General features: G+C 64.5%; 15 protein-coding genes. 8 read left to right on the forward strand and 7 right to left on the reverse strand.

The window, feature by feature from the left end:
- Window positions 1-73: 73 nt before the first annotated feature.
- From QF015_RS17080 to QF015_RS17090, 3 genes are all read left to right on the forward strand, one after another.
- Window positions 74-1,045 (forward strand): hypothetical protein, encoded by a 972-nt coding sequence (locus QF015_RS17080; RefSeq protein ID WP_429390253.1) that lies wholly within the window; start codon window positions 74-76, stop codon window positions 1,043-1,045.
- A 93-nt stretch (window positions 1,046-1,138) separates the two neighbouring features.
- The gene (locus QF015_RS17085; protein ID WP_310208570.1) at window positions 1,139-1,477 is read left to right on the forward strand and encodes a metalloregulator ArsR/SmtB family transcription factor; all 339 of its coding nucleotides are present in this window, start codon (window positions 1,139-1,141) and stop codon (window positions 1,475-1,477) included.
- 29 nt (window positions 1,478-1,506) lie between these two features.
- Window positions 1,507-1,974: an SRPBCC family protein gene (locus tag QF015_RS17090; protein ID WP_429390254.1), complete on the forward strand. Its 468-nt coding sequence runs from the start codon at window positions 1,507-1,509 to the stop codon at window positions 1,972-1,974.
- Here QF015_RS17090 and QF015_RS17095 read toward each other — a convergent pair.
- Entirely contained in the window at window positions 1,971-2,627 is a 657-nt protein-coding gene (locus tag QF015_RS17095; RefSeq protein ID WP_429390255.1) for a LysE family translocator, read from the reverse strand. The two genes, QF015_RS17090 and QF015_RS17095, sit on opposite strands and share 4 nt — an antisense overlap.
- 101 nt (window positions 2,628-2,728) lie before the next feature.
- On the opposite strand from QF015_RS17095, the gene QF015_RS17100 reads away from it, so the two are divergent.
- Window positions 2,729-3,184, forward strand: a complete 456-nt coding sequence (locus QF015_RS17100; RefSeq protein ID WP_429390256.1) for an Lrp/AsnC family transcriptional regulator — start codon at window positions 2,729-2,731, stop codon at window positions 3,182-3,184.
- Between the two features lie 4 nt (window positions 3,185-3,188).
- Here QF015_RS17100 and QF015_RS17105 read toward each other — a convergent pair whose 3' ends face one another.
- Window positions 3,189-3,698 carry an Lrp/AsnC family transcriptional regulator gene (locus QF015_RS17105; protein WP_310207236.1) on the reverse strand — a complete coding sequence of 170 codons (510 nt, stop codon included), beginning with the start codon at window positions 3,696-3,698 and terminating at the stop codon, window positions 3,189-3,191.
- A 348-nt stretch (window positions 3,699-4,046) separates the two neighbouring features.
- Between QF015_RS17105 and gluQRS the strand changes: the two genes are divergently transcribed.
- Window positions 4,047-4,934, forward strand: a complete 888-nt coding sequence (gene gluQRS / locus QF015_RS17110) for a tRNA glutamyl-Q(34) synthetase GluQRS (RefSeq protein WP_310207233.1) — start codon at window positions 4,047-4,049, stop codon at window positions 4,932-4,934.
- Between the two features lie 25 nt (window positions 4,935-4,959).
- Complete coding sequence (locus QF015_RS17115) at window positions 4,960-6,105, forward strand: serine hydrolase domain-containing protein (RefSeq protein WP_429390257.1); 1,146 nt, start codon at window positions 4,960-4,962, stop codon at window positions 6,103-6,105.
- Window positions 6,106-6,170: 65 nt separating this feature from the next.
- On the opposite strand, the gene QF015_RS17120 is transcribed toward QF015_RS17115, so the two are convergent.
- Window positions 6,171-6,782 (reverse strand): TetR/AcrR family transcriptional regulator, encoded by a 612-nt coding sequence (locus tag QF015_RS17120; RefSeq protein WP_429390258.1) that lies wholly within the window; start codon window positions 6,780-6,782, stop codon window positions 6,171-6,173.
- Between the two features lie 100 nt (window positions 6,783-6,882).
- Between QF015_RS17120 and QF015_RS17125 the strand changes: the two genes are divergently transcribed.
- Together QF015_RS17125 and QF015_RS17130 are read left to right on the forward strand one after the other, a co-directional pair.
- Window positions 6,883-7,674, forward strand: coding sequence for an SDR family NAD(P)-dependent oxidoreductase (locus QF015_RS17125; protein WP_310207224.1), 792 nt, complete (start codon window positions 6,883-6,885; stop codon window positions 7,672-7,674).
- Window positions 7,675-7,781: 107 nt separating this feature from the next.
- Window positions 7,782-8,318 (forward strand): HD domain-containing protein, encoded by a 537-nt coding sequence (locus QF015_RS17130; RefSeq protein WP_429390259.1) that lies wholly within the window; start codon window positions 7,782-7,784, stop codon window positions 8,316-8,318.
- Between the two features lie 167 nt (window positions 8,319-8,485).
- Here the strand turns inward: QF015_RS17130 and QF015_RS17135 are convergent, their stop codons facing one another.
- From QF015_RS17135 to QF015_RS17150, 4 genes are all read right to left on the reverse strand, one after another.
- On the reverse strand, window positions 8,486-9,730 hold the full coding sequence (locus tag QF015_RS17135) for a low temperature requirement protein A (RefSeq protein ID WP_310207219.1): 1,245 nt from the start codon (window positions 9,728-9,730) through the stop codon (window positions 8,486-8,488).
- Window positions 9,731-9,844: 114 nt separating this feature from the next.
- Window positions 9,845-11,143 (reverse strand): ATP-binding protein, encoded by a 1,299-nt coding sequence (locus QF015_RS17140; protein WP_429390260.1) that lies wholly within the window; start codon window positions 11,141-11,143, stop codon window positions 9,845-9,847.
- Between the two features lie 99 nt (window positions 11,144-11,242).
- Window positions 11,243-12,004 (reverse strand): SDR family NAD(P)-dependent oxidoreductase, encoded by a 762-nt coding sequence (locus tag QF015_RS17145; RefSeq protein WP_429390261.1) that lies wholly within the window; start codon window positions 12,002-12,004, stop codon window positions 11,243-11,245.
- Window positions 12,004-12,918, reverse strand: a complete 915-nt coding sequence (locus QF015_RS17150) for a fumarylacetoacetate hydrolase family protein (protein WP_429390262.1) — start codon at window positions 12,916-12,918, stop codon at window positions 12,004-12,006. Before QF015_RS17150 ends, QF015_RS17145 begins: the two co-directional genes overlap by 1 nt.
- Window positions 12,919-12,996 lie beyond the last annotated feature (78 nt).

Here is a 12,996-nt window from a genome sequence, read left to right on the forward strand (position 1 = left end):
GCCGCCATAATACTCCTGAAATGCCTCCGATAGCAGGGGATGTGCCCAGTTCAGCGGCGGTTAGCATGGGTCTATGAGCCAAGCTCCCCACGGACGTGTGCACACGATCTTCCATGACACCCGGGATGTGACGCCTTTCCGCGAGGGCTACGTCCGGACACCTGTACGCGGACTGGCCGACGGCATGAACGACGTGCTTTCCGGTGTCCTGAACGGCAGGGACCACGCGAAGCTGTCCGTGGTGGGAAACGTCCCCCGGCTGAAGATGCTCTCTCCCAAGACGGCCAAGGCGATGCATGAAGCCGTCTTCACGTCGACGGAGCCGGATCGCCTGCTTGCTTTTGGCCGCATGAATCCGGGGTGGGCGGGCTTGTGCCATGTGATGGCGGGACTGCTCGCGTACAAACACGGCGGGTATTTGAGGGCTTCCGAGCTGTTGCAGCGCGGTTTAACAACAAGGATCGACGACGACGCCAGCCAGTTCTCGGCTATCTACCTTGGGCAGGTGGTCACCCGGGTTGAGGTGGCCGAACGCATTGAGGTTCCGGTTTTGTTCAGCGAGGAATCGGTGTTCTTGGCGCTCGCTCATTGCCTCCGCGAGATGGGAATGACTGAATCGGCGTTGGAGGCAGTGGCGGGCTTGCCGCCGTCGTTGCCTTCTGCCTTGGCGCGCTGCACGGCGGCGTATTCGTTGGAGCGGCACCGCGACGTGGTGCTCTGGACTGAAGGCTTGTTGAACACGGACGATCTCTCCGCGGCCCTGTTGCTGATCCGGGCGCGTTCCCAGTGGGCTCGGGGCGATTTCGACTCCGCGCAGGTTGCGTTGAAGGAAGTCCTCCGGCGTCGGAAGACCAGCCTGGCCTTGAAGAATGATGCCCTGACCGACCGGGCCCTCCTGGCACTGGACCAAGGGCGCCGGACCCTGACTCCGCGTTCCAAGCGCCCCGCCCCGCCTGCGGAGCTGGAGACCCTGGAAGTCATCCGCAAGGACGCTGAGATGCGCAGACTGTGGGAGAACGACTTCCGGCAGTTGGGCGGCGAGTAGAAAGCCATTGCACCTTCCGTGGCAGGAGCGTATTCTCTTAATCAACCAAACGGTTGATCAATGGTTTGGTTGATTAGCGAGGTTGAGGCGGCAATGGAACAAGATGCTTTGGACAGGGCCTTTATGGCCTTGGCGGATCCGATACGGCGGGCCATGGTGGCCCGGCTTTCACGGGGTGACGCCACTGTTAACGAGCTCGCGGAACCATTCGCCATCACCAAGCAAGCCGTGTCCAAGCACATCCAGGTCCTGGAGCATGCAGGCCTGGTAACCCGCTCCCGGGACGCTCAGCGCAGGCCGGTCCATCTGGATGCGGCGGCTCTGGAGCGGCTGACCGCCTGGATTGACCGGTACCGGCTGATCGCCGAATCCCGGTTCCGGCAGCTTGACGAGCTGCTCGGCGCAGGCCCATCTGAGCATGAACCGTCATAAGCACCAGCGAAGAAGAAAGAGGAACTGAAATGAGCAATCCGACAACAATCACCACCAACGATGGCGTCCCGTTCGTTGACACGGTCCGCGAATTCGATGCCCCGGTCAGTGCGGTCTTCAAAGCCCATGTTGACCCGGACCTCCTGGCCAAATGGTTGGGACCGCGCAGCACGGTGACAAAGATTATCGAGTACAACGCCACTACTGGCGGCAGCTGGCGGTACGAATCCGGGGACGACAGTGGAATGTACGGATTCCGCGGCGTCTTCCACACCGTTGAGGCCGATGCGCTGATCATCCAGACCGTTGAGTTCGAGGGCGCCCCCAACCAGGTGGTCATCAGCACCACGACCTTCGAGGAAGTCGACGGCAGGACCCGGATGGCGGCCCACGAGGTCTACCCCTCGGTCGAAGCACGCGACATGGCCTTGGCCACCGGCATGGATTACGGCGTGATCGAAGGGTATGAGCGCCTGGATGAGTTGCTTGCTGCCTAGCTTTCCGTTGGCACAAGCTGAGGCAGCAACGGAAGGAGTTGCTCCGACAACAGCACTGTCCCCAGTCCGATCATGATGATCCCGCTGACCAGGGTCACGACCCGCGCGGCTCCCGGCCGGGAAGCCAGCAGCTTTCGCGACGTCAACGCCACGCCGGTGTAGACCATCCCGGCCAGCACCACGAAGGTCAGGCCCAGCAGGCCGGACTGGACCGGTACCGGCAGTGCTGCCTCGGGGCTGACGAACTGGGGAACCAGCGCTACGAAGAACAGCAGGCCCTTGGGGTTGATGCCGCTGGTTCCCATGCCCTGGAGGAACGTGCGGAGCTGGTTTCGGGACTGTACGACGCCGGCTTCCGCGCTGAAGCTCGCACCTCGCCATGAGCGGATGGTGGAGACGCCGAGCCACAACAAGTAGGCCGCGCCGGCGATGGTCAGCCACCCCAGAAGTCCCGGCACGCCGGCCAGTAGAGCCGCCAATCCCGCCGCCATCAGCACGGTATGGATGACGTACCCACTGCAAAGACCTGCGACGGCGGGCACGAAACTGCGTTGGCGGAGGCCGGCCGATATCGAGTACGCCCAGTCGACGCCGGGGGTGCATGCCAGGCTGACGGCCACCAGCATGAAGGCGAGGAACAGCTGCGGATTCACGATCTCTCCAGAGGTAGTTGGTAGGAAAACTCTAGGGAAAATCGGCCGGGAAGTGTTCCCATTTTTAGCCCGAAAACCGTGGTTTTAGGTAAGATAATTGCGTGATCGACGGAATTGACAGAAGTATTTTGCGCCACCTCAGAGAGGACGGACGAATGACTGCCACGGCACTGGCGTCGAAGGTGGGTTTGACGGTAGCCCCATGTCACCGGCGGCTCCGCGACTTGGAGTCATCAGGGGTCATTCGCGGGTATCGCGCCGACATCGATCCAGCCGCCGTGGGGCTGGGTTTTGAGGCTATTGTGTTTGTCACCCTCAAGCAGGTTGAACGCACGATTTTGGCGGAGTTTGAGGAGCGCGTCACGGCGAGCCCCAACATTGTCGAAGCCCAGCGTCTGTTTGGTTCCCCCGACTACCTGTTGAAGGTCATTGCCGCCGACCTGCCTGCCTACCAGCGCTTTTACGACGACGAACTCGCGGCTCTTCCCGCGGTGGAACGCCTGACGTCGACCCTGGTGATGAAGAACCTGAAGACCAATATCGGGCCGCCGGTTTAGGGCCCTACTCCGCGAGCAGCCCCGTAGTCCGGTACGGAATCACTTCGCGGAGGAACATGCTGGTGGACGTGCGCACGATTCCGGGGCAGAGGCGGATTTCCTCGGACACCCGGTAGAGGTCGTCCGGGCTCTTGGCCACCACCCTGATGATGAGGTCGGTATCACCGGCGGGCGCATGGCATTCGAGGACCTCGGGGATGTTCCGGAGGGCGGCGATGGCTTCGTTCAAATGGCTTTGATCCAGTTCGGCGCTGACCGCGGCGGCAACACCGCGTCCCAGCGCCGAGGGTACGACGCGGCTGCTGTTTGGGCGCAGGGCTCCGGCGGCCGTCATGCGCTCCAGGCGGGACTGCACAGTACCGCGGGCAAGGTGGAGCTTCTGCGCCAACACCATGATGGGCACCCGGGGATCGTCATCAAGGGCGGCGAGGATTCGGCGGTCCGTCGCGTCCAGTTCCTGCAAAATGACCACTTCCTGTCCAAGTTTTCTGAGCAGACTAGTCAGATCGACCATTCTTTCCACTGTCCGTTGCACCAACTGTACGTCTCCTGCTCAAATGGTGACAACGAAGCAGGGCAAGGCTACCGCCGGACCCCGCAGGCACCAGGCACCCGGAACACCACCCGGATCCCTGCACAGGTTTCCCGCAAGGAAGCAGCCGCTGATTGACTCTTGTTCACAGCATTGTCATTCTGCACTCGCCCGTTCGTGCGGGCAGCACAGCAAGAGCCCCTGAGCCACCGGATCGTTGCGGTAGCTGAGGGGCTCTTGTGTTGTCCGAACGACGGGCGCACACCAGCCCCCGCGCACCAGCCGCACATTAGCCCCCATGGTCCCGTCACAGCCGCATAGGCTTGGACCATGACTCCAGCTGGCCGCTTCGCCCCGAGCCCCTCCGGTGAACTGCATGTCGGCAATCTTCGCACGGCCATCCTCGCCTGGCTCTTCGCGAAGTCCAGCGGCAGGGACTTCCTGCTGCGCGTCGAGGACCTGGATCGGGCACGTTCCGGCGCGGAAGCGGAGCAGCTCCGCGATCTGCAGGCCATAGGCGTTGGTTGGGACGCCGCCGTCGTCCGCCAGACGGAGCGCGCAGCGCTGTACGACGAGGCGATCGGCCGCCTTTCCGCGGACGGCCGCACCTATGAATGCTTCTGTACCCGGCGGGAAATCCAGGAAGCACCTTCGGCGCCGCATGCGCCGCAGGGCGCATACCCAGGGACGTGCCGGCGGTTGTCCCGCGCTGAACGCGAGATCCGGCGGGCATCACGTCCGGCCTCGATCCGCCTGCGAACGGACGTTACCGAGTGGGCTGTTGAGGACCAGTTGCATGGGACATATGCAGGGGTGGTGGACGACTTCGTGCTGCGTCGAAATGACGGAGTCACGGCCTACAATCTGGCAGTCGTGGTAGATGACGCCGCCCAGGGAATCGACCAGGTGGTACGCGGCGACGACCTCCTTTCCTCCACGCCCCGGCAGGCCTATCTGGCGACGCTGCTTGGCCTGCCGGTCCCCGAATTTGCCCACGTTCCGCTGGTGGTCAACCACGACGGCGCCCGGCTGGCAAAGCGTGACGGTGCGGTCACGCTGGGCGACCTCGCCGCCGTCGGAATTCCTGTCGAGCGGGTCCGTGACCTCATCCTTGAATCCTTGGGCTTGCCCGCCGGAACCGTGGAGAACGCCTTGCCCCACTTCGACCCCCGAACCCTCCCCAGGGAGCCTTGGGTGTGGATAACGCCCCGGGGCTGAAGGTTCCACCGCATAGGCTGTCTGGATGCATGCACAGGTGATCGCCCCAGGCTTTGAATCCGTCGCCGAGCTTTTCGGCCGTTTCCTCGAGCAGGATCCGGAGTACTCGGCGCAGCTCGCGGCCTATCATCGCGGCGTCAAAGTGCTGGACCTCAGCGGTGGGCCACACATCCGCCCGGACTCGGTGACGGGCGTCTTCTCCTGCTCCAAAGGCATGGCCGGACTGGTCATGGCCTTGTTGGTTCAAGACGGCACCCTGGACCTTGATGCGGAGGTCACCAAGTATTGGCCTGAGTTCGGGGTGGCAGGGAAAGCCTCCATCACCGTTGCCCAGCTCTTGTCCCATCAGGCCGGGCTCCTGGGTGTCGAAGGCGGGCTGACGCTCGAGGAAGTCAACGCTTCCGAGCTCGCAGCAGCGAAGCTCGCCGCGCTCCCACCACTGTGGAAGCCCGGTGCGGCGTTCGGATATCACGCGCTGACCATCGGCATCTTCATGGAGGAACTGTGCCGGCGCATCACCGGGGCCACCTTGCAGGAAGTCTTCGAACAAAGGATACGGACGGTGACCGGAGCCCACTTCTATCTGGGTCTGCCCGAGGCCGAAGAGGGCCGCTTCGCACCGTTCCGTTGGGCCGCTGATCCTTCGTGGCCGTGGGTGGATCCCGCCAGCCACTTCGGGCTGGCAGCCAACTCTGCGGTGGGCGACATCCTGGACCTGCCGAACATCCGGGCCGTGCGGGCCGCCGGGTTGAGCTCCGCAGCCGGGGTAGCGAGCGCCGAGGGCATGGCCCGGATCTACGCGGCCGCGCTGACGGGCCTCGCCGGCGACACTGCGGGTTCAGCCGCAGGCGGCCAGGCCGCCGTCGCGCCTTTCCTGACGGAAGAGACCATCCGGAAAGTGACGGCCGAGCAGGTGTTCGGTGTCGATCGCGTCTTCGGGGAAACCGGCTGCTTCGCCACAGTTTTCATGAAGTCGCACAGCCGGATGCCGTTCGGCAGCTACCGTGCGTTCGGGCACGACGGTGCCAGTGCGTCCCTGGGGTTCGCGGACCCCGTGTATGAACTCGGCTTTGGGTACGTGCCCCAGCAGGCCGAGCCTGGGGGAGTGGGGTGCCGGAACTTCCAACTGAGCTCGGCCGTGCGGGAAGTGATCGCCGGACTTGCAGGCTAGGTGAACGGCGCTGGCTGCCGGGAGCCCCGAGGGCCTAACTGGCCGGGAGGCCGGCCCCAGCGGGCTTAGCTGGCCTGGGCAGCCGGAACGCCGGCAGTCATTCCCGCCCACAACGTGTCGGTGGTCGCAATCACTACGTCTTCCACGGTGGCCCCGTCCAAGTGCTTCCCGGCGGCAAGAAGCGCGGCGCCATGGAGGCTCACGAAACATACCATGGCCAGCGTTTGGGGATCGCCGGCGGCGATGATGCCGGCCTCCTGCGCTTCGATGATCATGGCCTGGGCAACCAGGATCCCCTGTTCACCGGTGCTTCGAAGTTCGGTGCTGGAATCGGGGTGGTGCTTGGTGGAGTACATCACGGTCAGGAGGGCCGGATGCGCAACGGCGAAGTCGACGTAGGCTTTGCCCACACTGACGAACCGGTCCCGGAGGTCGCCATCGGACGCAGAGGCGGCACGGATGAGGCCGTTCATCGACTCGAAGCCGGCCAGTGCCAAGGCGTCGATGAGCGCCTGTTTGTCGCGGAAGTGTTTTGCCGGCGCGCCATGGCTGACGTTGACGTCGCGGGCCAGTTGCCGCAGGGAAAGTCCATCCACGCCGACTTCTTCGATGGTTTCCATGGCGCGCTCCAGGAGCGCTTCCCGGAGTTTGCCGTGGTGGTAGGGCTGGGCGGTCATAGGACAAGTCTAAGGCAATGTAGTCATTGACAACAAAGTAGGCACTGCCTACCATGTTGTCAGCGACTACTTTATTTCACACCTACTGAACGGATGCGCCATGACCATGACTTATACCGGCACCACCGCCCTGATTACCGGTGCAAGTTCCGGACTTGGCGCTGAGTTCGCCGGCCGGTTCGCGGCCCGCGGTTCCAACCTGGTCCTGGTCGCCAGGCGGGTGGACCGTCTGGAGGAGTTGGCCCAGGAATTGCGCTCCAAACATGGAGTCACCGTGACCGTACTCCCTATGGACCTGGGCCGCGCCGGCGTCGGCCGTGAACTCTTTGATGAGCTGTCCGGCCGGGGAATCACCGTGGACACGCTGATCAACAACGCGGGCTTCGGCACCCATGCGCCCCTGATCGAGGAAGACCCTGACGTCATAGCCGCCGAGATCTCCCTCAATGTTGCAGCTTTGGTGGATATCACCCGCGCCTTCCTCCCGGACATGCTCACCTCCGGCAAGGGTGCGCTGGTCAACGTCGCCAGTACAGCTGCCTTCCAGCCCATCCCGGGCATGGCTGTCTACGGCGCCACCAAGGCCTTCGTCCTGAGCTTCACGGAAGCCGTTGCGCACGAGACCAAGGATTCCGGGCTCGCTGTGCTGGCCCTCTGCCCTGGAGCTACGCGGACCGAGTTCTTCGACGTCCTGGGAAGCCAGTCAGCAGCCGTCGGCCGGATGCAGACCTCGGCGCAGGTGGTGGGAACAGCCATCAAGGCTCTGGATCGGAAGGGAACTCCCGGCAGTGTCGTGTCCGGGTGGGCCAACCGCGTAGCGGCCGGATTCGCGCAGCGGCTGCCCCGGGCCGTCACTGTGGCCATCGCCGCGCGCGCAGTTCAGGATTGGTAAGCAGGACAGCTCCTGCCTTCCCGGGCTGTCTTCCCGGTCCCGCAACACCGGATAGCCTGAACATGGGACCGATCCCCGTTGGTCCCGTGTTCAACCCGGAGGCCAGCATGACCGAACCACGCTTTACCGTAGAGACAGCCCAGGTCCTGGCGGAGGTGGCTCACAACCGCCAGAAGGACAAGCTCAAGCGCCCTTACCGGGAGCATGTCCTCGCCGTGGGCGATGCCCTGGCCGACTTTGACGAGGACATCCAGATTGCCGGGTATCTGCATGACATCGCCGAGGACACACCCATCACCAGGCAGGCGCTGCTGGACATGGGGGTCTCGGAGCGGGCGCTCGCCATTATCGAACGCGTGACGCGCCGCTTCCACGACGATCCGGAAGATTACGACGCCGGCATCCGTTACGTTGCGGAGGACCACGACGCCACGTTGGTGAAGATCGCGGACAACGCCCACAACTCCCTCCCCGAGCGGGTCCGTGCCCTCGCCGAAAAGTGGCCGGACAAGCCACCGGTAACCCGCTATGCCGATGCCCGCCCGGTGCTGTACACAGCCGTTCCACGGGAGGAAGTCCTGATGATCCTGGAACGGATCAACCCCTCCTTGATCGCAGAGTTGGACGAGATCGTCCCCGAGTAGCCCCAGCCCCCGTTGTGAGGCCCGCTCTGCATGCCTGAGGGGGGATTTGGGGTGCAGAGCAGGCCCCGCAACGCGAGCTTGATGGGTTGTGAGGCCCGCTCTACATGCCTGAGGGGGAATTTGGGGTGCAGACCAGGCCCCGCAACGCGAGCTTTTAGCCCTGGATCTTAGCCTGCGGCTGTTTCCAGCCGTCGGAGGGCAGCCGCCCGGCCCTTGTGCCCGCGCCGTTCGTCGTACGCGATGGACAAACCCAGGACCAGCATCATCTCCAGCATGCAGAGGGGAACTGATGCGCCCGCGGCCGCCATGGCAATACTTCCGCCGAGGGCAAGGACCACTAGGGCGGAGCTCCAGATCAGTTCCCGGTCCGGGCCAAGCATGATGGCGTAGAGAGTGGTCAACGAAACCTTGAACAGGATGATGGGGACGGCGATGGATGCCACCGCGGCAGCGGCGGGAATGTGGGCTTCGTGGTCGATGAAGTACGCAGCGACGTGAAGCCCTGCGCCCGTCGCGGCAATGGCTGCGAAGACGGGCATGTGCCCGTAGCCAAACACCCAGGAGCGGTGGCGCTGGAAGTGGAGCGCCGGCCCTGAAGGCAGGATGAAGTAGATCCACCACATGGCGAAGGCCAACCCGGTTCCGCTGAGGCCCACGAGTGCGGCATCCAGCGTCCATCCGTGCAAGGCCACAATCGCGCGGAGGGTCTCAATGGCGCCGATCAGGCATTCACCCAACGCAATGATGGCGAGCAGCCCGTATCGCTCGGCGATGTGGTGCGCGTGCCAGGGGGTTCGGATGGTGCGTTCCGCGAAGTATGGAGCTGCCATCTCCAGAATGAACAGTGGCGTTGCCATGAGGAAGGTGGTGAGGACGTTTGCGTCGATCAGGAGCACTGCCACCCAGCCGATTTGTACGACGGCAACGTACTTTGCGTAGCGCAAACACGTCTCGCGGCGTTCGGGATCCTGGCGTGCAGCGCGCAGCCACTGGAAGATCAGGGCAACCCGCATGATGATGTAGCCGAGCACCATGGCGACGTTGTCTACGTGCTTGCCCTCGATGATGGAGTGGAAAACGGGCTCGATGCCCATGGCCAGGATGAGGACGCCCACCATTTGCACCATGGTGACGACGCGGAACACCCAGTCGTCGGTGTCGTAGGCGCTGGCGAACCACGTGAAGTTGATCCAGGCCCAGATCACGGCAAACATGGCGAAGGAGAAGGCCAGCAGGCCCGGCCAGAAGTGCGCTTCCGCCACGGCATGGGCGAACTGGTTGCCGGCAACGCCGAACGCAATCACAAAGGTCAGGTCGAAGAACAGCTCAAGCGGAGTGGCTGCCCGGTGTTTCTCATGGGGATCGCGGCCGCCCATCCTGGAGAGCGCATGGCGAAGGGGATTCGTGGACATGGCTCAAAGATTACCGTTGCCGGTGTCTCTCCGCCGTGACCGCCGGAATGCGTCGAAACCGCCGGAAAGTTCCGGCGAACCCGCACCGTTCCGGCGATCTCGCTGAAGGGGACCCTACACGCGTCCCAGCACGTCGATGTCCTCCAGGAAGTCCTGGTGCACTTCGGGGCTGACGGTGGTCCGGGTGTCGGCGATCGCGTCCAGGTAATCCTGGGTGACCGGACCTTTACGTCCGTTGGACGCAAGACCGGACCCGCCGTCGTCGTACACGGCTTTTTCCAAAGCACGCTGGGAGGCGCTGCGGGCAGCGAACTCTATGTCCGCGGGTGAGAAGCCCTCCGTCCGTTCCACCAACTGCGCGATGTCCACCGAGTCCACCACGGTGGCGGGAATGAAACGCTGCCACATGGCCTCGCGGGCGTGGACGTCCGGCAGCCCGATGGGGATCACGTAGTCGAACCTGCCGTGGCGGAGGAACGCGGTGTCCAGGGCGCGGATGAAGTTGGTGGCACAGACCAGCAGCCGCCCGGGCTGTTCACGGAAAGCCGGAATGATCTTGAGGAGCTCGTTGGTGACGCCCTGCAATGGCGACGGCGGATCACCGGCACGCTGCGAGGCGATCTCCTCCACCTCGTCGATGAACACTACGGCGTGCTCCAGCTCGGCGATCTCCAGGAACGTCTCGCGCAGTGCGCCGGCCAGCCCCTTGGGATCAGCGGCAAGCCGGGAGGGGAAGACCTCTACGAAGGGCCATTCAAGCCGGGACGCAATGGCCTTGGCAAAGGTGGTTTTCCCGGTGCCCGGAGGTCCGAACAACACCACGGCACGCGGGGGCACCACGCCGTATTCGTCGGCGAGGTCAGCCTCGGCCAAGGGCAGGACCAGCCGGCGTTCCAGCAGCTCCTTTTCGCGGCGCATGCCGGCCACGTTCGCCCAGAGGTCCCGCGCCAGGATGCGCCCGCCGAGCAGGCTCAACGGCTCCAGCTCCTGCCGCTGGACGGGGATGGTGCGCTCGAAATAGCGAAGGTTCTTCTTGACCACGAAACCGCGGCCCAGGAAGGCTTCCACCCGGGTTTCCGTTTCGGGCATGAGGGCGGACAGCTTGTTGAGGCCGTGCGGTGCCATGCGGTTTTCGACGGCGGACAGCAGCGAAGTGCCGATGCCGCGACCACGGAATTCCGTCAGCGTGGCCAGGAACACCACCCAGCCTTGGTCATGCGCGGCGCGCCCGACGGCGGCCCCTACCACCTGGTCGCCCTGCACCGCCACCACCGCGTGGTCCTTTTCGCACGAAGCCAGGACCTCCGACAACGCGTACACCGGCTCAACGCCATCAGCTTTGAGTGACTCCCAGAGGTGCAGGATGCCGTCGAGGTCGGACGAGTGGAAGTCCCTGATGCGCCAGTTGCTCATGGCCGTGTCTCCTTGATGGATCGCCGTTGATTCCTTGAGGTTGAGCATAGGCGAACCATCGGGGCCGAACGTTGCGGGCCCGTTGCGTTACGAAACCTCCTACTGGGCCGGACGCAGACGCAGTCCCTGCATGCCGCCGTCGACCGCCAGTGAGGTGCCCGACGTCGAGCCTGACAGTGGGCTCGCGAGGTACGCCACGGCCCCCGCCACCTCGACGGGATCGACCATGCGCCCGTGCGGCTGGCGGGCGTTGAGTGCGGCGCGCTCGCCGGCGGGGTCGGCCGCGGAATCGAGCAACCTGCCCACCCAGGGAGTGTCCACGGTGCCGGGATTGACGCAGTTGACGCGGATGCCCTCGCGGACGTGGTCTGCTGCCATGGCGAGCGTCAAGGACAGGACGGCGCCCTTGGACGCGGAGTACAGTGCGCGCTGCGGCAACCCCGCCGTCGCTGCGATGGAGCACGTGTTCACGATCGCGGCGGCCGGGGACTCGCGGAGGTACGGCAGCGCGGCGCGGCTGACGCGGGCGATTCCGACGACATTGACGTTCAGCACGCGCAGCCACTCGTCGTCGTCGTTGGCGGCGATGTCGCCCTGGGCGCCGATCCCCGCGTTGTTGATCACGATGTCCAGGCCTCCGAACTCGGCGACAACAGCGTCGACGGCGGCACGCACCGAGGCGTCGTCGGCCACGTTGCACTGCACACCGAAGTGCTGGCTGGTTTCCGGGGTGAGGTCCAGGACCGCGACCTGCGCACCCCCGGCGGCGAGGCGGTCCGCGATGGCCGCCCCGATGCCGGAGGCGCCGCCGGTCACGAGAGCTGCGAGCCCTTCGAAGTCGCGGCCCACTAAGGAGGTCATCAGGCGTTGCTGTGGGCGGGGACGGATGCGCCGGACCGGGAACCGGCCTCGGCCCGGAAGTACTCCTGGCGCTGGCGCCCCAGGCCTTCGATGTCCAACTCCAGGACGTCCCCCGGCTGGATAAAGGGGAAGCGGCCGGAAAGTGCCACGCCCTCGGGGGTCCCGGTGATGACCACATCGCCCGGTTCCAGCACCATGTACTGGCTGAGGTGGTGCACGATGGAGGCCGGATCAAAGATCATGTCCGAGGTACTCGAGTCCTGGCGTGATTCGCCGTTGACCAGGGTCTGGAGGCGCAGGTTGCCGGTATTGATGTCCGACGCGGGAACAAGCCATGGGCCCAAGGGAGTGGATCCCGGGAGCGACTTGCCCTTGGTCCATTGCCCCGCTGCGCCGGGAATCTGGTAGTCACGCTCGGAGAGATCGTTGGCCACTGCGTAGCCGGCAATGCACGCTTCGGCTTCCGAAACGGAGGAAAGGTATGACGCTTCCCGGCCGATCACGATGGCCAGTTCCACTTCCCAGTCGTACTTTTCCGACGACGGCGGGATGGGGGCGGCGTCGAACGGGCCGGCGATGGTGTTGCTTGGCTTGAGGAACACCACGGGAACCTCAGGCGGCGTCGCACCGGATTCGGCGGCGTGGGCGGCGTAGTTGAGGCCGATGGCCACCACGGCGCCGGGGCGGGCGATGGGCGCTCCGAGGCGAAGGCCATCCGCGGATATTTCGGGAAGTTCCCTGTTGTTCAGGGCGGTTCGGGTCCGTTCGATGCCGTCGGAGGCGAGGAAACCGCCGTCGATGTCGTTGGTGAGGGCCGCGAGGCTGTAGTACTTCTCGCTGCCGTCGGTGTCCTGGGCGATGACGGCCGGTTGTTCGTTTCCGGCCGTACCCAGCCTGGCGAATTTCAAGGTCATTGCTTCCTCCGTGTTCGGGACTAACATCCGAGCTCTAGTGTGGTGTTATCCCTCATAATACGGAAATGTGACCCATTG

The sequence above is a fragment of the Paenarthrobacter sp. TE4293 genome (assembly GCF_050435325.1).
In the GTDB taxonomy this organism is placed as follows: domain Bacteria; phylum Actinomycetota; class Actinomycetes; order Actinomycetales; family Micrococcaceae; genus Arthrobacter; species Arthrobacter nitroguajacolicus_C.